General features: G+C 74.3%; 13 protein-coding genes. 6 read left to right on the top strand and 7 right to left on the bottom strand.

The window, feature by feature from the left end; translation table 11 throughout:
- The first annotated feature begins 13 nt into the window (after nt 1-13).
- The gene (locus AMK29_RS25130; RefSeq protein ID WP_073817060.1) at nt 14-2,377 is read left to right on the top strand and encodes an ATP-binding cassette domain-containing protein; all 2,364 of its coding nucleotides are present in this window, start codon (nt 14-16) and stop codon (nt 2,375-2,377) included.
- A 90-nt stretch (nt 2,378-2,467) separates the two neighbouring features.
- On the opposite strand, the gene AMK29_RS25135 is transcribed toward AMK29_RS25130, so the two are convergent.
- Nucleotides 2,468-3,790 (bottom strand): D-alanyl-D-alanine carboxypeptidase family protein, encoded by a 1,323-nt coding sequence (locus AMK29_RS25135; RefSeq protein ID WP_073817062.1) that lies wholly within the window; start codon nt 3,788-3,790, stop codon nt 2,468-2,470.
- 332 nt (nt 3,791-4,122) lie between these two features.
- Here AMK29_RS25135 and AMK29_RS25140 point away from each other — a divergent pair, with 332 nt between their 5' ends.
- Nucleotides 4,123-6,075, top strand: coding sequence for an NAD-binding protein (locus AMK29_RS25140; protein WP_079197117.1), 1,953 nt, complete (start codon nt 4,123-4,125; stop codon nt 6,073-6,075).
- A gap of 212 nt (nt 6,076-6,287) precedes the next feature.
- A complete protein-coding gene (locus AMK29_RS25145) occupies nt 6,288-7,538 on the top strand; it encodes a cytochrome P450 family protein (protein WP_073817067.1) in 1,251 nt (416 codons plus the stop codon).
- A 19-nt stretch (nt 7,539-7,557) separates the two neighbouring features.
- Here AMK29_RS25145 and AMK29_RS25150 read toward each other — a convergent pair whose 3' ends face one another.
- From AMK29_RS25150 to AMK29_RS25170, 5 genes are all read right to left on the bottom strand, one after another.
- Complete coding sequence (locus AMK29_RS25150; RefSeq protein ID WP_073817069.1) at nt 7,558-7,803, bottom strand: hypothetical protein; 246 nt, start codon at nt 7,801-7,803, stop codon at nt 7,558-7,560.
- 62 nt (nt 7,804-7,865) lie between these two features.
- Nucleotides 7,866-8,342, bottom strand: a complete 477-nt coding sequence (locus tag AMK29_RS25155; RefSeq protein ID WP_073817071.1) for an NUDIX domain-containing protein — start codon at nt 8,340-8,342, stop codon at nt 7,866-7,868.
- Nucleotides 8,343-8,406: 64 nt separating this feature from the next.
- Entirely contained in the window at nt 8,407-9,612 is a 1,206-nt protein-coding gene (locus AMK29_RS25160) for an FAD-dependent oxidoreductase (RefSeq protein ID WP_073817074.1), read from the bottom strand.
- Nucleotides 9,609-11,033 (bottom strand): FAD-dependent oxidoreductase, encoded by a 1,425-nt coding sequence (locus AMK29_RS25165; protein WP_073817076.1) that lies wholly within the window; start codon nt 11,031-11,033, stop codon nt 9,609-9,611. The genes AMK29_RS25160 and AMK29_RS25165 overlap by 4 nt, the downstream gene beginning before the upstream one ends.
- Nucleotides 11,030-12,550 carry an FGGY family carbohydrate kinase gene (locus AMK29_RS25170; RefSeq protein WP_073817079.1) on the bottom strand — a complete coding sequence of 507 codons (1,521 nt, stop codon included), beginning with the start codon at nt 12,548-12,550 and terminating at the stop codon, nt 11,030-11,032. Before AMK29_RS25170 ends, AMK29_RS25165 begins: the two co-directional genes overlap by 4 nt.
- 304 nt (nt 12,551-12,854) lie before the next feature.
- Here AMK29_RS25170 and AMK29_RS25175 point away from each other — a divergent pair, with 304 nt between their 5' ends.
- Both AMK29_RS25175 and AMK29_RS25180 read left to right on the top strand, forming a co-directional pair.
- The gene (locus tag AMK29_RS25175; protein WP_073817082.1) at nt 12,855-13,829 is read left to right on the top strand and encodes a hypothetical protein; all 975 of its coding nucleotides are present in this window, start codon (nt 12,855-12,857) and stop codon (nt 13,827-13,829) included.
- Nucleotides 13,830-13,918: 89 nt separating this feature from the next.
- Nucleotides 13,919-15,460, top strand: coding sequence for an amino acid permease (locus AMK29_RS25180; RefSeq protein ID WP_073817085.1), 1,542 nt, complete (start codon nt 13,919-13,921; stop codon nt 15,458-15,460).
- A 136-nt stretch (nt 15,461-15,596) separates the two neighbouring features.
- On the opposite strand, the gene AMK29_RS25185 is transcribed toward AMK29_RS25180, so the two are convergent.
- Complete coding sequence (locus AMK29_RS25185; protein WP_073817087.1) at nt 15,597-16,352, bottom strand: GntR family transcriptional regulator; 756 nt, start codon at nt 16,350-16,352, stop codon at nt 15,597-15,599.
- Nucleotides 16,353-16,536: 184 nt separating this feature from the next.
- Here AMK29_RS25185 and AMK29_RS25190 point away from each other — a divergent pair, with 184 nt between their 5' ends.
- Nucleotides 16,537-17,877 (top strand): DUF2252 domain-containing protein, encoded by a 1,341-nt coding sequence (locus AMK29_RS25190; protein ID WP_073817090.1) that lies wholly within the window; start codon nt 16,537-16,539, stop codon nt 17,875-17,877.
- The last annotated feature ends 133 nt before the right edge of the window (nt 17,878-18,010 follow it).

Below are 18,010 nucleotides of genomic sequence, written 5' to 3' on the forward strand. Positions count from 1 at the left end.
TAGCGTGGCAGCCATGGACAAGCAGCCCCCGCACCCGGCCGACCGGCACGACCTGATCCGCGTACACGGCGCCCGCGAGAACAACCTCAAGGACGTCAGCATCGAGATCCCGAAACGCCGGCTCACGGTGTTCACGGGCGTCTCCGGCTCCGGCAAGAGCTCGCTGGTCTTCGACACGATCGCCGCGGAGTCGCAGCGGCTGATCAACGAGACGTACAGCTCCTTCGTGCAGGGCTTCATGCCGACCCTGGCGCGACCCGAGGTCGACGTCCTCGACGGGCTCACCACGGCGATCATCGTCGACCAGCAGCGGATGGGCGCCGACCCCCGCTCCACGGTCGGCACCGCCACGGACGCCAACGCGATGCTGCGCATCCTCTTCAGCCGCCTCGGCAAGCCCCACATCGGGCCGCCGAGCGCGTACGCCTTCAACGTGCCCTCGGTCCGGGCGAGCGGCGCGATCACCGTCGAGCGCGGCAACCAGAAGGCCGTCAAGGCCACCTTCCAGCGCACCGGCGGCATGTGCCCGCGCTGCGAGGGCCGCGGCACCGTCTCCGACATCGACCTCACCCAGCTCTACGACGACACCAAGTCGCTCGACGAGGGCGCGCTCACCATCCCCGGCTACACGCCGGGCGGCTGGAACTACCGGCTCTACAGCGAGTCGGGCCTCGTCGACGCCGCCAAGCCGATCCACCGGTACACGAAGAGGGAACTGCACGCGTTCCTCCACCACGAGCCGACCCGTATGAAGATCGCGGGCATCAACATGACGTACGAGGGGCTGATCCCACGGATCCAGAAGTCGTTCCTGGCCAAGGACAAGGAGGGGATGCAGCCGCACATCCGGGCGTTCGTCGAGCGGGCCGTCACCTTCACCACCTGTCCCGAGTGCGACGGCACCCGGCTCTCCGAAGGCGCCCGGACCTCGAAGATCAAGCGGATCAGCATCGCCGACGCCTGCGCGATGCAGATCAGCGACCTGGCCACCTGGGTGCGCGGTCTCAAGGAGCCCTCGGTGGCACCGCTGCTCACGGCGCTGCAGCTGACCCTGGACTCGTTCGTCGAGATCGGTCTCGGCTACCTCTCCCTCGACCGGCCGGCGGGCACCCTGTCCGGCGGCGAGGCCCAGCGCGTCAAGATGATCCGACACCTCGGCTCCTCGCTCACCGACGTCACCTACGTCTTCGACGAGCCCACCATCGGTCTGCACCCGCACGACATCCAGCGGATGAACGAGCTCCTGCTCCAGCTCCGCGACAAGGGCAACACCGTCCTCGTCGTGGAGCACAAGCCGGAGACGATCATGATCGCCGACCACGTCGTCGACCTCGGCCCCGGCGCCGGCACGGCGGGCGGCACCGTCTGCTTCGAGGGCACGGTCACGGGCCTGCGGAAGGCGGGCACCGTCACCGGCCGCCACTTCGACGACCGGGCCGCCGTCAAGGACTCCGTGCGGGAACCCACCGGCACCCTGGAGATCCGGGGCGCCGCCACCCACAACCTGCGGAACGTCGACGTCGACATCCCCCTCGGGGTCCTCGCCGTCGTCACCGGCGTCGCCGGCTCCGGCAAGAGCTCGCTCGTCCACGGCTCGATCCCCGCGAGCGAGGACGTCGTGTCGGTCGACCAGAGTCCGATCCGCGGCTCCCGCCGCAGCAACCCGGCGACGTACACCGGACTGCTCGACCCGATCCGGAAGGCCTTCGCGAAGGCCAACGGCGTCAAGCCCGCGCTGTTCAGCGCCAACTCGGAAGGCGCCTGCCCCACCTGCAACGGAGCGGGCGTCATCTACACCGACCTCGGGATGATGGCCGGCGTCTCCTCCACCTGCGAGGACTGCGAGGGCAAGCGGTTCCAGGCCTCGGTCCTCGAATACCTCCTCGGCGGCCGGGACATCAGCGAGGTGCTCGCGATGTCCGTGACCGAGGCCGTGGAGTTCTTCGGTGACGGCGAGGCGAGCACCCCGGCCGCACAGCGCATCCTCACCCGGCTGGCCGACGTCGGCCTCGGCTACCTCAGCCTCGGCCAGCCCCTCACCACGCTGTCGGGCGGCGAGCGCCAGCGGCTCAAGCTGGCCACGCACATGGGTGAGAAGGGCGGCGTCTACATCCTCGACGAGCCGACCACCGGTCTGCACCTCGCCGATGTGGAGCAGCTGCTCGGCCTGCTCGACCGGCTGGTGGACTCCGGGAAGTCGGTCATCGTGGTCGAGCACCACCAGGCGGTGATGGCCCACGCCGACTGGATCATCGACCTCGGTCCCGGCGCCGGTCACGACGGCGGCCGCATCGTCTTCGAAGGGACCCCGGCGGACCTGGTGGCCGCCCGCTCCACCCTCACGGGTGAACACCTGGCCACCTACGTCGGCGCCTGACGGAGCCGCGGGGGCCGCCGACGGCGGCCCCCGGCGACCCCACCGGCGGCGAGGCCAGGCCTCCCGGCCCGATCCGCTGGCGCGGTGCGGTCATGCCTCCCGGCGGTCCGCCCTGCGCCGCCGGCCCCACAGGGCGAGCGCCGCCGCGCAGGCCGTGCCCACCAGGGCCAGCGGCAGGGCGGGGGACGCGGTCGAGGCCGACCGCGCGTTCGCCGTCGTCTCGCCCGCCAGGTTCGCGTTCGCGGGCTTCACAGCCGCCGGCTTCGCGCCCGCCGGGTTCGCCCCGGGCACGGGCGCCGCCTTCGCCCCGGCGCGTGGCCCCCCGCCGTCCGCCTCCGTGACGCGCTTGCCCCGCGCCACCGCCACGGCCTTGGCGCCCGTGTCGGCCGCCTGCTTCGTCCGTACGGGCAGCAGGGAGCCCACCGGCCGGACCCGCCCCGCCGCCTCGAAGCCCCAGTCGAGGAGTTCCCTCGCCTCCTCGTAGACGGCGAACCCGCCCCCTCTCTGCGGGTTCATCACCGTGACGACCAGTGTCCGGTCACCGCGCCTGGCGGCGGAGATCAGCGTGTTGCCCGCCTCGCTCGTGTAGCCGTTCTTGACGCCGATGAGCCCCGGGTAACGGTCCACACCGTCGGCGCCCGTCAGGAGCCTGTTCGTGTTGGCGATGCCGTACGACCAGGAGCCCGCCGGGAAGTCCGCGTACGCCGTCGAGCAGTACCGGGTGAACGCCGGGTCCTGGAGCCCGGCCCGGCCGAACACCGCCAGGTCGTACGCCGAGGACACCTGTCCCGGGGCGTCGTACCCGTCGGGGGACACCACGTTCGTGTCCATGGCGCCCAGGGACCGCGCCTTCTCCTGCATCTGACGGGCCGTCGACTTCCAGCCGCCGTTCATCGCGGCCAGGACGTGCACCGCGTCGTTCCCGGAGCTGAGGAACACCCCGTTCCACAGGTCGGAGACCTTGTACGTGTATCCCTCCTTCACCCCCACCAGGCTGCTGCCGTGCCCGATCCCGGTCAGCTCCTCATCGGCCACCGTGTGCTGAGCGGAGTGGTCGTGGCGGGGGAGCGCCGTGAGGGCGAACAGCGCCTTCAGGGTGCTGGCCGGCGGCAGTTTCCGATGGGCGTTCCGCGCGGCGAGCACCTCGCCCGACGACGCGTCCGCCACCACCCACGACAGGGCGGAGACCGAGGGCACCTCGGGGGCGCCGGACAGCCGCTCCACCTGCGTGCCCCGCCGGTCGAGCCGTGCCCGGTCGAGGAACTGCCGCCCGGGCGGCGTGGGCTCCCCGACCGCACCGGCGACGAAGGCGGAGTCCGTCGAGGGAGCCGCGGCGGCTGTGGGGACGGGCAGTACCGACAGCACCGCGGCGGCACCGACGGCGGTGAGACGGACAGCTGACATGACGATCATTCAGCCACCGTAGAAAGGCGGCGCGGGACGCGCAGATCGAAGTGCGCCGACCGGGGGAGCGGATGTGGCGTACGGCGGCGCGTCGTGAGCCGCCCGGGTGGTCACGGGACCCCGGGACCGCTGTCGGTGCCGCAGGGCATTCTTGTGACGTGCCCTCACACCCTTATCAGAGCAGCGCGGTTCCTGCCGGAGCCACCGACGTCACTCCCGTCGAGCCGGCCACCCGGCCCGTCCCCGGCCCGGCCAGGCCCCCGGGGATCCCCGGAGGCGGCCCCTTCGGCGCGCCGGCCCTCCGGGGCGAGCGACAGCCGCGCCAGGCGCCGGCCGGGCACATGATCGTCTGGGGGGACGACGCCCTCGCCCACCGCCTCGCGGGCGAACTGCACGAGGTGTACGGGGAGCAGGTCACCCTCCTGGTGCCGCACCGGCCGGACGCCCCGCGCACCCCCATCGCCCGCGCCGGCCGGGCGATGGCCCTCATCGGGCGGGTCACCGCCGCCGTCACCCGCACCACCGCTGCCACCGCCGCCCCGCCCGCGACCGCCGCCGACGGCGGTGAGCCCACCGGCACCCTCCGCGTCGTCGAGGCGGCCGAGGCGGACGACCGGGCCCTGACGGACGCCGGCGTGGAGCGGGCCGCCGCGCTCGCCCTCGTCCACGACGACGACGAGACCAACATCCGGGCCGCGCTCACCGCCCGCCGCCTCAACCCCCGGCTGCGCCTGGTCATCCGGCTCTACAACCGCAAGCTGGGCCAGCACCTGGAAACGCTCCTCGACCAGGCCGCAGCCGTCGCCGAACCGGGCCTCGACCCCGAGAAGCTCGACGCGGCCACCACGGTCCTCTCCGACGTCGACACCGCCGCGCCCGGCCTCGCGGCGGCCGCCGTCGCGGGCACCAGCAAGGTGGTCCAGGCCGGGGGACTGCTGCTGCACGCCGTCGAGCGCCCGCCCACCGCGGGCGAGGCCCCCGACCCCGGCCTCTGCACGCTCGCCCTGCTCTCCGCCACGGCCGGCGACCCGGCCGGCTGCGAGGGCTCCGAGCGCAGCGGCGACGAGGGGCCCCGACTGCTGCCCGACGACCGGACGGTCGCCGCCGCCACCGGACGCGCCGCCGTCACCCTCGAAGCCGTCACCCCGGCGGGACCGACCCTGTCGCCCGGCCGTCTCGCCGCCTCCGCGCTGCCCGTCGCCTCCCTCTTCTCCCGGCGGCTGCGCTGGTCCCTGGCCGGAGCGGCCGCCGCCGTCCTCGCCCTGGCCCTCGCGTCCACGCTCACCATCGGCGACCACCCGCTGCACGCCGCCTATCTGACGCTCCTCGACATCTTTGCCATCGGCGACCCGGCCATCGGGGAGCCGACCAGCCGGCAGGTCCTCCAGATCCTCGCGGGCTTCGTCGGACTGCTCCTGCTCCCGGTGATCGTCGCCGCCGTCATCGAAGGCCTCGGCACCTTCCGTACGGCGACCACCCTGCGCCGGCCACCGCGCGGGCTCTCCGGCCACGTCGTCCTCCTCGGTCTCGGCAAGGTCGGCACCCGCGTCCTCGCCCGGCTCCGCGGGCTCGACATCCCCGTCGTGTGCGTCGAGTCCGACCCCGAGGCCCGCGGCATCGCCGTCGCCCGCCGCCTCCGCGTCCCCACCGTCATGGGCGACGTCACGGAGGAAGGGGTCCTGGAGGCCGCCCGGATCGACCGAGCCCACGCCCTCCTCGCTCTGACCAGCGTCGACATCACCAACCTGGAGGCCGCGCTCTCCGCCCGCGCCGTCACGCCCGACCTGCGGGTCGTCCTGCGCCTGTACGACGACGACTTCGCCACCGCCGTCTTCCGTACGCTGCGCTCGGCCCATCCCGCCGCCCTCACCCGCAGCCGCAGCGTCTCCCACCTCGCGGCGCCCGCATTCGCGGGCGCCATGCTGGGCCGGCAGGTGCTGGGGGCCGTTCCGGTCGAGCGGCGGGTCCTCCTCTTCGCCGCCGTGGACGTCGCGGACCACCCGCTCCTGGACGGCCTCACCGTGGCGGACGCCTTCCACGCGGGTGCCTGGCGGGTCATCGCCCTGGACGGCGGTGCCGCCGCCTCCGGTACGGCCTCCGGGGCGGGTCCGCGCTCCGCTGCCGCGGGCCAGGGCTGGCGGCTGCGCCCCGAGCGCGTCCTCGGCCCCGGCGACCGGGTCGTCGTGGCGGCCACCCGCCGGGGCCTGGCCGAACTCCTGGGCAGGAGCGGGCCCCCGGACCGGCCCGGCGACGACACGGGTGCGGTCAACACCGCCCGCACAGACCAGGGTTGACCGTAGGATCCGACCGCACCCACCCACGAGAAAGCCGAGCCCGGCCACGTCGGCTGAGCTGAGCTGACCCGTCCTCACCGGCTCTCACCGGCCCTTACCGACCCTGACCAGGTTGGGCTGGGCCGGGCCGGGTCGACCGGATCGGCTCGGCTCGCCCAGCACCCGACCCCGCCCGCCCGCCTCCAGCGCCGCCCGTAGTCAGGAGTTCCTCCATGAACGCACCGCACAGCGCCGCCTCCGGCCGGCCGCCGTACGTCCTGGACCCGGCGGGCGGCTGCCCGCACGCGGAGAACGCGCGGCTGCTGGCCGAGGGCGCCGTGGCTCCGGTGGTCCTGCCCGGCGGGATCGAGGGCATGGCCGTGCTCGGCCATGACGCCCTGCGCGACTTCCTCTCCCACCCCGACGTCGCCAAGGGCGCCCAGCACTTCACCGCCCTCGCAGAAGGCCGCATACCCGACGGCTGGCCCCTGCGCACCTTCGCCACCGTCCCCGGCATGACCACCGCCGACGGCGCCGACCACCGCCGCCTGCGCACCCTCGTCAGCAGCGCCTTCACCGCCCGCCGGGTCGAGGAACTCCGCCCCCGCGTCGAGACGGTCACCGCCGGGCTGCTCGAAGGACTCGCCGAAGCCGCCGAGACCGGCGGCGGTGTCGCGGACCTGCGCCGCCACTACGCGCTTCCGCTGCCGCTCGGCGTCATCTGCGAACTCCTCGGTGTCGACCCCGACCACCAGGACCGGCTGCACCACCTCTCCAGCCTGGTCGTCGCCACCGACACCGAGCCCGCGCGGGCGGTCGCCGCCAACCGTGAACTCGTCGAACTCCTCGCCTCCATCGCCGCCCACAGGGCCGCGGCCCCCGGCGACGACCTGACCAGCGCCCTCATCGCCGCCCGGGACGAGGGCGGCGACCGGCTCAGCGAGACCGAGCTGATCGGCACCATGCTGCTGCTGATCATCGCCGGCCACGAGACGACCCTGAACCTGGTCACCAACGCCGTCCGAGCGCTCTGCGCCCACCGCGACCAGCTCGCCCTGGTCGTCGAAGGCCGCGCCACCTGGAGCGACGTCGTGGAGGAGACCCTCCGCTGGGACAGCCCCGTCAGCTACTTCCCGTTCCGCTACCCCCTCCGCGACCTCACCGTCGACGGCACGCTCGTCCCCCGGGGCACCCCCGTCCTGGCCGGCTACTCGGCGGCGGGCCGGGACACGAAGGCCCACGGCCCCGACGCCGGCCGCTTCGACCTCACCCGCGCCGGGACCGTGAGACACCTCTCGCTCGGCCACGGCCCCCACTACTGCCTGGGCGCCCCGCTCGCCCGGATGGAGGCCGCCATCGCCCTGGAGGCACTCTTCACCCGTTTCCCCGAGCTGGACCTGGCCGTCCCGGAGTCCGAGCTGCCCCGCCACTCCGGCTTCGTCGGCAACAGCGTCCGGACGCTCCCCGTACGCCCGGGCGGCTGACGCCCCCGACCGGACGAGTTCAGCCGGCGTGGCCCCAGGCCGACGCGGGGGAGGCCCGCAGAGACGAGACGAGCCGCAGCAGCCGGTCCTCGTTCCCCGCGAGACCCGCGGCGCGGAGCGCCTCGTCCGCCTCGGCCATCGGATTCGTGAGCATCACCCCCGCGTACGGGGCGAGCTGTGGATCGGTCAGCACGGCCTGGGTGGATTCGAGCAGCCGCAGGTACGCCTGGGCCGCCGCGCGCTCGCTGGCGGTGATCGTGGTCATGTCGGGCTCCCTCTCGACAGTTCAACGCTGACCACCCTCTCGTACGGGTCTGACAATCGCGCTCAGCCCCGCCCGGCGAGGTGCGCCACGAGCCGTTCGAGGAAGGCCCGCTGCCCCGCGACCAGCAGCGGAGTGGCTGCCTCCGGAGTGAACCAGCCCACCCGGTCGATCTCCGGGAACTCCGTCAGGACACCGGAGCGGGGCGGCCACTCCAGGGTGAAGGTGCCCGGGACGACCTCGGCCGGGTCGAGAGTGCCCTCGACGGCCCAGGCGGTGACGACCTTTCCGTTGCGCTGCCGAACCTCCCCGAGGTCGAACCACTCGCCCTCCGGCGCGGGGAGCCTCAGTTCCTCCCGGAACTCGCGGCGCGCCGCGACCTCCGGAGCCTCGTCCGGCTGGTACTCCCCCTTGGGGATCGACCAGGCCGCCTCCTCGCGGGAGGCCCAGAAGGGCCCGCCCATATGACCGATGAGTACCTCGACGCCCCCGTCCGTCGTACGGCGGAAGACGACAAGACCCGCGCTGCGCTTGACCGGCATGCTGTCCAGTGTCGCCGAAGCGCCCGGTCACCGCAGCGGCGCACGCCTGTCCCCGCGCGCTCCCTCACGCCTCCGCGCTGATCACCACCGGGCCGCGCTCCGGGTCCACCCCGCTCGTCCAGTGGGCCGGGAGCCGTACCGAGCGCCAGGGAGCGAGCGACCCGCTCAGCCGCTCCCGCCGCAGCGGCGAACCACCCTGAGCGACGGTCAGGACCGGCCGGACGAGCGGACGCTCCGGCCGGACGAGCAGCGGCACCGCGCCCGGACCCAGGAGCCCGGGCGACACCCATCGCAGCGGCCCCTCCGTCACCACCGGCACCCCGGTCACGGGCCAGGGACCGCCGTCGAGCCGCTCCCGTACGGAGGCGGCCACGGCCCGGCCCTCGGCGGCGGCCACCAGCGCCGGTTCCACCCCGCGCAGGACGTTGCCGACCGCGAAGACCCCGGGCTCCGCGGTACGGAATGCACCGTCCGTCGCCGGTCCGCGCGCGCCCGGGGCGAGCGGCAGCCCGCCGGCGCGCGCCAGTTCGTGGTCCGGGATCCAGTCACCCGTGAAGACCACGGTGTCGCACCGCAGCACGGCCGTCCGGCCGCCGCCGCCCCGGACCGCCACCCCGGTCAGCCGACCGTGCCCGTGGAGCTCCGTCACGACCGTGCGGGCGAGCACGGGCACACCCGCGAAAGCGGCCCGCCGCACGGGCCCTTCGCTCACCACCGCGGCCACCTCCACCCCGGCCACGCGCAGCGTCCGCACGGCGGCCCGGGCCACGGGATCGCCGCCGACGACCACCGCCCGCCGCCCGATGTGCTCACGCCGGGCGCCGAACCGGAGGATCGTCCGCTGGAGCTCGCCCGTGGTCAGCACCCCGGCGGGCCGCGACCCGGGTACGAGCCGGGCGCTGCGGGGCCGTTCACGCGCCCCGGTGGCGAGGACCACCGCACGGGCGCGGACGCGTTCGAGCCCGGTCGGCGCGGTGACGTCGAGCGTCAGCGGTCCGGCCCAGCCCGTCACCGACACGCCGGTCCGGACGGTCGCCCCGGCTCGGAGCGCCGCCCGCACCGCGCGGCGCGCGTAGGCGGGGCCGTCGAGAGGGCGGCCCAGGCGGTCGGCGCCGAACCCCGGACGGGCACAGAGGCGCGGCACCCCGCCGGCGGCCGCCTCCCGCTCCAGGACCTCGACGCGGCCCGCGCCCGCCGCCGCGAGCCGGGCGGCCGCGGCGAGCCCCGCCGGTCCCGCGCCCACGACGAGGACGTCGACCGTACGGTTCACCGGGAACCCTCCCCGTACTCCTCGAACAAGGCCCGCACCTCCGCGCCGCAGTACTGGCCCTGGCAGCGTCCGCCACGCGCGCGCGTACGGCGCCGCAGCCCGTCGAGGCCGCCCGGCGGGATCGTCGAGGCGAGCGCGGACCGGATCTCGCCCCGGGTGACCCGCTCGCAGTGACAGACGATCGCGCCGAAGTCCGGGTCGCGGGCGATGAGCCGGGCGTCCCGGTAGGGGCGGGCGAAGGCCTCCCCGAGGTTCGGCACGCGGAGCGGGGCGAGCGGACGCTCGGGACCCGGGTCGAGCCCGCAGTCGGCGAGCAGTCCGCGCACGTGCTCGGCGATGGCCAGGGAGGCGGTGAGCCCGGTGGAACGGATCCCGCCCACCGTCACGTACCGCAGCTCCGGGTGCGCCGTGATCCGGTAGTCCTCCTGACCGGTGGCGGCCCGCAGCCCCGCGTAGACGGCCGTGACCTCCTCGTCGAGGAGCGCCGGCAGGATCCGGCCGCCCCGCTCGCGGAGTCCGGCGAGGCCCTCCGCCGTCGTGCCGGTGGCCGTCTTGTCGTCCAGGTCCTCGGCGGTGGGGCCGAGCAGGACGTTCCCGTACACCGTCGGCGTGATCAGGACCCCCTTGCCGAGGGGGCCGGGTACGGGCAGCAGGATGTGGCGGACCAGGTCGCGGGCGAAGGTGTCGAAGACGAGCAACTGGCCCCGGCGCGGGGTGACGGTGAAGTCCTCGTGGCCCACCAGCGCGTCGAAGGCGTCCGCGTGGAGCCCGCAGGCGTTGACGAGGTGACGGGCCCGCAGCACTCCTCGCCGGGTGACGAGCGTGTGGTGCGGCTCGCCCGGACGCACCGCCTCCACCCGGCAGCCGAGGTGCAGGTCCACCCCGGAGCGCACGGCCTGCGTGGCGTACGCGAGGGTCGTCGTCCACGGGCAGATCACCGACTCGCCCGGCACGTCGAGCGCGGCGAGCGCGCCGGGGCCCAGGTGCGGTTCCCTCGCGCGCAGTTCGGCGGCGGAGAGCAGCCGGGTCGTGCGGTGCCCGTTGCGCGCGGCCTTCTCCGCGAGCCGGGGGAGCGCGGCCCGCTGCTCCTCGTCCCAGGCGACGAGGAGGGCGCCGAGCGGTTCCACGGGGATGCCGGTCTCCCGGGCGTACGCGGAGAGGAGCCGGTGTCCTTCACGGACGAGCCGCGCCTCCAGGGTGCCGGGGACGGCGTCGAAACCGGTGTGGAGGATGGCCGTGTTGGCCTTCGACGTCCCGTCGCCGACGTCGTTCGCCGCCTCCACGAGCGCGACCCGCAGCGGGTGGCGGGAGAGCGCGCGGGCGATGGCGGAGCCGACGACCCCGGCGCCGACGACCACGACGTCGTACGCGGCGCCGTCGCCGTCGCCGGAAGGAAGGGGCCCCGAGCGGGTGACGCTCATACGGCCCCGGCCCCGGCCACACCCTGGCTGCCGCTGCCGCTGCCGCTGCCGCTGCCGCCGCCGGCACGGCCGGAAGCCGACCCCGCCCTGTCCACCGCCGCCGTCACCTCGTCCCGGAACCGGGCGAGGCGGGCCGCCGCCTCGTCGGCCGAGATCCTCGGCTCGTACACCGCCGAGGGCTTCCACGCGGGAACGGCCTCGCGGAGCGTGAGCCCCGGGTCGTGGCCGAGCCGGGCCACCGCGGCCACCCCGAGCGCTGTCGCGTCGGGCGACGAGGAGACCTCGACCGGGAGTTGCAGCAGGTCGGCCTGGGTCTGCATGAGCAGCGCGGACCGGGTGAGGCCGCCGTCGGCGCGCAGGGACGTCAGGGGGCCGCCCCGGTCCGCGGCCACGGCGGCGGCCAGCTCGACGACCTGCGCGGCGATGCCCTCGCACAGGGCGCGCACCAGATGCCCCGGCGTGGTGTCCAGGCCGAGGCCGGTGAGCGAGCCCCTTACGTCGCCCCGCCACCAGGGCGCGGCGAGCCCCGCGAGCGCGGGGACGAAGGTGACCCCTCCGGCGTCCGGCACTCCGCCGCCGACCGGGTCGATCGCCTCCGCCCCGGCGATGACGCCGAGGTCGGTGAGCCAGCGCACGGCCGAGGCGACCGTGTACACCTGACCGTCCAGGCAGTGGGTGACCTGCCCGCCCAGCCGCCAGGCGACACAGCTGACGAGTCCGGAGGCCGCGCGTCGGGCCTGGGGCCCGGTCTGGGACAGGAGGAAGGCGCCGGTGCCGTACGTGCACTTGGCGGCGGCCGGATCGTCGGCGCTCTGGGCGAGCAGCGCCGCCTGCTGGTCCACCAGGAGGCCGGTCAGCGGCAGCGGCGGGCCGAAGGCGCTCGTGGTGCCGACGGACGTGTCGCAGTCCACGATCCGGGGGAGCCGTTCGCCGCCGAGGCCGTACAGGTCGAGGGCGGTCGTGGACCAGGCGACCGTGTCCAGGTCGAGGAGCCCGGTCCGGCCGGCGGTCGCCGCGTCGGTGACGAACGCGCCGGTGAGCCGGTGGACGAGCCAGGCGTCACTGGTGGTGACCACGCCCGCCCCGGTGGCGTGGCGGCGGATCCAGGCCATCTTGGGCGCGGCGAAATAGGGGTCCACAGGAAGCCCCGTGAGGTGCCGCAACCGGTCGGCGTGGGCGGCGAGTCCGGCGCAGACGGCGGCCGCCCTGCGGTCCTGCCACACCAGGGCGGCGGTGAGCGGTGCGCCGGTGGCGGGGTCCCACGCGAGGACGGTCTCGCCCTGGTTGGCGAGGCCCACGGCCACGACCGGCGTGTCCGCCTCTGCGAGCGCGGTCCGCCCCGCGGCGACCACGGAGTCGTACAGCTCACGCGGGTCGACCTCGACCAGGCCGCCCGGCAGATACCGGGGCCTGACCGGGGCCGTGCCGCTGCCGATGACTCCGCGCTCGGGGCAGACGACGAGGGCCTTGGTGCCCGACGTGCCCTGGTCGACGGCGAGTACCGGGCCGCCCGTCATCGTGCCGCTCCTGTCCCTGGTCCGTCTCCGTGATCGGCCGATCACCGAAAAGGGTCAGAGTGCCGTCGGCCCGGCCCCTCGTCAAGGCTCGCCCGAAGACCCCGTCAAGTCCGCGGCCACGCACTGACGAACCGTCAAATTCAGTCGCTGGCTGAATAGTTGCGGTCCCGGAAGAAAGACGTCCGGTCGCATTCGCCGCCCTCTATAGTGATCGCCGATCAACGGCCGGGACGCCCGCCGGGGGACTGACCACCCCCTCCACCCACCGAGGACCCATGTCATCCACACCACGCCGTACCCCCTGATGGCCGGACACGGCTTCCGGCCCGTCTACCACCCCGCGGGCCACGACCACGCCCTGCGCAACGCCGTCCAGGACCTACGCACCGGCCGCTGGGTGGCGATGGCGCGGCTGCTCGGCGAGACCGCGGACTGGGACAGCTGGACCCGGCGCACCCAGGTCCTCGCCGCCGTCGCCGCGGGCACCGACGTCGTCCACACCTGGCGCTCCGAGCAGCCCGACAGCCTCGCCGCCACCGTGATGCACAGCCGGGTCAGCGTCGAGCGGGCCGTACGCGCCCACCGCGCCGGCCACGCCCGTACCCGGGAACTCTGGCAGGAGGCCGGGACCGCCTGCCGGGAGGCCGCCGACCTCGCACCCGCCGACCCCGTGCCCTGGGTGGGCCTGATCGCCCTCGCCGCCCTCGACCGACACCAGCGCATGGCCGAACACCGGCTCTCCCCGCCGGCCCCCATGCTGCCGCCCGGCCCCTGGGGCCTGCTGGCCGAGGCGGAGAAGCGCGACCCGTACAACCGCGAAGCCCACCACCGCATGCTGCAGTTCGTCTACGCCCGGCGCCCCGGGCCGCTCTCCGAGGCCGTCAACTACTCCTACTGGGCGGCCTCGTCGGCGCCCGTCGGCTCGGCCCTGCACGCACTCCCGCTCTATGTGCGGGTCGAGCGCTACCGGCGGGAGCGCGGCCACGAGCGGGCGCTCGACCTCCACTGGGTCGCGGAGGACGCCGTACGCGACGCCCGGCGCGCCCTCGACACCTGGTTCCTCTTCTGCGCCACCGACGAGGCGTCGCTGCTGGACCTCAACCACCTGGCGCACGCCCTCTTCGGCGCCCTCCGCTTCGCCGACGCGGCCCGGGTCTTCGAGGCGCTCGGCCCGTACTACACGACGCTGCCGTGGGCGTACCGGACCTCGCAGCCGGACGACCGCGTACTCGCCGAAGAGGTCTTCCTGCGGGCCCGCGCCCGCTGTCTCGACGGGTGACGCGCCGACACGCCCCTCGCACGTCCCCGAAAGCCCGTACGCCCGTGTACTCGCCCCTGCCCCCCGCCCCCCGTCCCCGGAGGAACTCGATGTCCCGCACGGCCGCCCCCGACGACGCGATACGCAAGCCACCCCCCGCCGCGGCACAGGACGAGGAGGCGCGGCTGAGGGAGCTCGGCTACCAGCCCGTCCTCGCCCGCCGCATGGGCGGCTTCGGCAACTTCGCGATCAGCTTCTCGGTCATCTCCGTCCTCTCCGGCTGCATGACCCTCTACGGCTTCGGCATGGGCACGGGCGGTCCCGCCGTCATGCTGTGGGGCTGGGCCGGCGTCGGCCTCTTCGTGCTGTGCGTGGGCCTCGCCCTCGCCGAGGTCACCAGCGCCTACCCGACCTCCGGCGCCCTCTACTACATGGCGGACCGGCTCGGCGGCCGCCGCTGGGGCTGGTACACCGGCTGGCTGAACCTGCTCGGCCTGCTCGGCGCGATCGCCGGCATCGACTACGGCGCCGCGCTCTTCACCGGGGCCTTCCTCAACCTCCAGTGGGGCTTCGAGCCCACCGCCGGCTCCACCTTCCTGATCTTCCTGGCGATCCTTCTGCTCCACGCCGTCCTGAACCTCTTCGGCGTCCGTCTGGTCAGCGTGCTCAACTCGATCAGCGTCTGGTGGCACCTGGGGGGCGTGGCGGTCATCGTCGGCGCCCTCGCGTTCGTCCCCGACCGGCACCAGTCCGTCGGGTTCGTGTTCACCGAGTTCGTCAACGACACCGGCTGGACGAACCCCTTCTACGTCGCCGCGATCGGCCTCCTGCTCGCCCAGTACACCTTCTCCGGCTACGACGCCTCGGCCCACCTCTCCGAGGAGACCTCCAACGCCTCCGTCTCCGCGGCCAAGGGCATCGTGCGGGCCATCTGGGTCTCCTGGATCGCCGGCTTCGCCCTGCTCGCCGGCCTGAGCTTCGCCATCCAGGACTACGCGACCACGAAGGACGACGCCGTCGGAGGCGTACCGCCGGCCCAGATCCTCCTGGACGCCCTGGGCTCCGGCGGCGCCGCCGCCCTGCTGCTCGTGGTCATCGGCGCCCAGCTCTTCTGCGGCAACGCCGAGGTGGCCGCCGCTAGCCGCATGGTCTTCGCCTTCAGCCGCGACAACGCCCTGCCCGGCTCGACGATCTGGCGGAAGGTCAGCGGCCGCACCCAGACCCCCGTCCCGGCCGTCTGGCTCGCGGTGGCGGTCGCCGCGCTGCTCGCCGTCCCCTCGCTGTACTCCGCCACCGCCTACGGCGCCGTCACCGCCATCAACGTCATCGGCATCACGCCGGCCTACGCCATCCCGATCTATCTGCGGCTGCGCGCGGGGGACCGGTTCACCCCCGGCCCGTGGAGCCTGGGCCGCTGGAGCAAGCCGATCGGCTGGACGGCCGTCGTGTGGGTGGCGATCGTCACCGTGCTGTTCTGCCTCCCCCAGAAGTCCCCGGTGACGGTCGACACCATGAACTACGCGGTGATCGCGCTCGCCGTCGTCCTCCTCCTGGCCAGCGTCTGGTGGTACGTCGCCCGCCGCTCGTACGGGACACCGACGGCGTACGGCACGGCCCGCGAGGAGGCGGAGATCTCGGAGGGCATCGTCTGACGGACCGGGACCCGGACCCGGACCCTTGGACCCGGACCCTTGACTTGGACCCTTTGACTTGGACCCGGACTGCGGCCCGGCATCCGCGCCCGGCGCCTGGTTCCCGTCCCGTACCGGACGGGAACCAGGCGCGGTCTCAGGCGCTGAACTCGTAGGTCCAGGAAGCCGACTGGGCCGAGAAGTCGATGTCCGTGATCTCCAGGGCGTGCCCGTGCTGATCGCTCACCACCCGGTGGACGAACAGCCGGGCAGCGCCGCCGGCCGACGTGGCGGCGGGACCGGGCGGGACGCCGACGGACTCCCGGTGCGTGATCCGCAGACCCGCCTGGTGCATCCAGTGGTAGAGCAGCCGCAGGTCCGGCTGCTGACGGCTGTCCCGGTACCGCCGGTAGCGGGACAGCTCGGGGATCTCGGTGAGCGCCGGCCGGGAGAACCACGACACCGCCCGCTGGAGCGCCGTGCCCTGCGGCCCGAGCACGACGTGCCGGTGCACGAGCGTCGGCTCGCCCGGGGCGAGGAGCAGCCGTGAGGCCAGGGGGGTGGGCGGTGGCTCCCAGGTCAGCGAGGCCCGCACCAGCGCCTCCGTCGCGCGGGGCCCGCCGGGGAACGTCGGCCGGCGGGCCGTCAGGGCCGGGACGACCGGCTCGCCCCCGGCTCCGGCGGCGGCGAAGGTACCGCGCCGGTCGGTGACGACGAGCCGTTCGTCCCGCAGGAGCTGGAGCGCGCTGCGTACCGTCTGCCGGTTGACGTGGAACCGCTGGGACAGGGATCGTTCCGAAGGGAGCCGACTGCCGGGGGAGATGCGCCGGTGGGCGAGGTCCTCGCGCAGCGCGGCGGCTACCCGGAGATAGAGCGGCGCGTCCGCCGGCGCCTCGGATTCGGGCTCGGCCATGATCAGACCCTCTCTTCGCTCAGCGTGACCACATGGTCCGTGTGGGTGATCAATTCCTATCATTGGTCTAAACCATTTTGCTAGACCACTTCGGCAGAGTGGCCGAAACGAACGGCGCGCCTTGTAATGAGGTACCAGGTGACGGGGACGAGGCCGCGGCGGCGGAAGAGGCGGGTGAGGCCGGATGACGACACCGTCGGAGCGCGCCGCACGGGGCCGGGCGGCCCGCAAACGGGTCCCCCGCTCCTCCCACGGCCGCTGGATACCCAGCTCCCAGCGTCCGCACCCCATCGACGTGCTGGAAGGCCAGGCCCGGGACCGGCTGCCCGACCTCGTCCCCCTCCGCTACGGCCGGATGGTGTCCTCCCCCTTCGCCTTCTTCCGGGGCGCCGCCGCCGTCATGGCCGCCGACCTCGCCGCCCAGCGGCACACCGGGCTCACCGTGCAGCTCTGCGGCGACGCCCACCTCCTCAACTTCGGGGTGTACGCCTCACCCGAACGGACGCTCCTCTTCGATGTGAACGACTTCGACGAGACGCTTCCCGGCCCCTTCGAATGGGACGTCAAGCGGCTGGCCGCCAGCGTCGCCGTCGCCGCCCTCCAGAACGGCAGCACCAAGCCCAAGGCCCACCGGGCGGCGCTCCTGGCCACCGAGTCGTACCGCACGACCGTGCGCCGCCTCGCCGGCCTCGGCGAGCTCACCGTCTGGTACGAGCGGATCGCCGCCGACGACCTCGTCCCCCTGGTCCACCGCGACGAACGCGCCCGCTTCGCCGACCGCCTCGCCCGCGCCCGCCGCCGCACCAGCCTCCAGGCCCTGGCCAAGCTGACCGAGGCCGATCCGGCGGGATTCCGGCACATCGTCGACGACCCGCCGCTCCTCGAACGCACCACGGACATCGACCGGGTCACCCTCGGCAAGATCTTCAGCGACTACCGCAGCTCGCTCGCCGAGGAACGACGAGTGCTTCTCGACCGCTACCGCTTCCGCGACGCCGCCCGCAAGGTCGTCGGGGTCGGTAGCGTCGGCACCCGCTGCTTCGTCCTCCTCCTGGAAGGCCGGGACGCCGGCGACCCGCTCATCCTCCAGATCAAGGAGGCCGGGCCTTCCGTCCTGGAGGCGTACCTGGAACCGAGCGCCTACAGCCACCAGGGACGCAGGGTCGTCTGCGGGCAGCGCCTCATCCAGGCCGCGAGCGACATCTTCCTCGGCTGGATGACGGGGCCCGAGGAGCGCCACTTCTACTGGCGCCAGCTGCGCGACATGAAGGGCTCGGCCGAGGTGGAGGCCATGTCCCCGGCCGCGCTCAGGGAGTACGCGCGGCTCTGCGGCCGGGCCCTCGCCCGCGCCCACGCCCGCTCGGGGGACCGCATCGCGATCGCGGCCTATCTCGGGGGCTCGGACGTCTTCGACCGTGGTGTCGCCGACTTCGCCCTCGCCTACGCGGGCCAGAACGCCGACGACTACGCGGCCCTCGGCGCCGCCATCGCCGCGGGCGTGGTGACGGCGGCACCGGGCGCCTGAGCCCGCCCGGCGGCAGCACCGGACGGGCTCAGGGGTGCGTGCGGGGATGCGTCAGGGGGCGCGTGAGGGGGTTGCCTCGGGGGCGCTTCGGGAGACTCCGCGCCCACCAACGCGCGCTCGGCACGCCCCACCA

The sequence above is a fragment of the Streptomyces sp. CB02261 genome (assembly GCF_001905665.1).
Lineage (GTDB): Bacteria > Actinomycetota > Actinomycetes > Streptomycetales > Streptomycetaceae > Streptomyces.

What these genes read in the sequence shown, in the direction of transcription:
- AMK29_RS25130 (WP_073817060.1), top strand. Translation starts at nt 14, where the DNA reads ATGGACAAGCAGCCCCCGCACCCGGCCGACCGGCACGACCTGATCCGC.
- AMK29_RS25135 (WP_073817062.1), bottom strand. Translation starts at nt 3,790, where the DNA reads ATGATCGTCATGTCAGCTGTCCGTCTCACCGCCGTCGGTGCCGCCGCG.
- AMK29_RS25140 (WP_079197117.1), top strand. Translation starts at nt 4,123, where the DNA reads ATGATCGTCTGGGGGGACGACGCCCTCGCCCACCGCCTCGCGGGCGAA.
- AMK29_RS25145 (WP_073817067.1), top strand. Translation starts at nt 6,288, where the DNA reads ATGAACGCACCGCACAGCGCCGCCTCCGGCCGGCCGCCGTACGTCCTG.
- AMK29_RS25150 (WP_073817069.1), bottom strand. Translation starts at nt 7,803, where the DNA reads ATGACCACGATCACCGCCAGCGAGCGCGCGGCGGCCCAGGCGTACCTG.
- AMK29_RS25155 (WP_073817071.1), bottom strand. Translation starts at nt 8,342, where the DNA reads ATGCCGGTCAAGCGCAGCGCGGGTCTTGTCGTCTTCCGCCGTACGACG.
- AMK29_RS25165 (WP_073817076.1), bottom strand. Translation starts at nt 11,033, where the DNA reads ATGAGCGTCACCCGCTCGGGGCCCCTTCCTTCCGGCGACGGCGACGGC.
- AMK29_RS25170 (WP_073817079.1), bottom strand. Translation starts at nt 12,550, where the DNA reads ATGACGGGCGGCCCGGTACTCGCCGTCGACCAGGGCACGTCGGGCACC.
- AMK29_RS25175 (WP_073817082.1), top strand. Translation starts at nt 12,855, where the DNA reads ATGGCCGGACACGGCTTCCGGCCCGTCTACCACCCCGCGGGCCACGAC.
- AMK29_RS25180 (WP_073817085.1), top strand. Translation starts at nt 13,919, where the DNA reads ATGTCCCGCACGGCCGCCCCCGACGACGCGATACGCAAGCCACCCCCC.
- AMK29_RS25185 (WP_073817087.1), bottom strand. Translation starts at nt 16,352, where the DNA reads ATGGCCGAGCCCGAATCCGAGGCGCCGGCGGACGCGCCGCTCTATCTC.
- AMK29_RS25190 (WP_073817090.1), top strand. Translation starts at nt 16,537, where the DNA reads ATGACGACACCGTCGGAGCGCGCCGCACGGGGCCGGGCGGCCCGCAAA.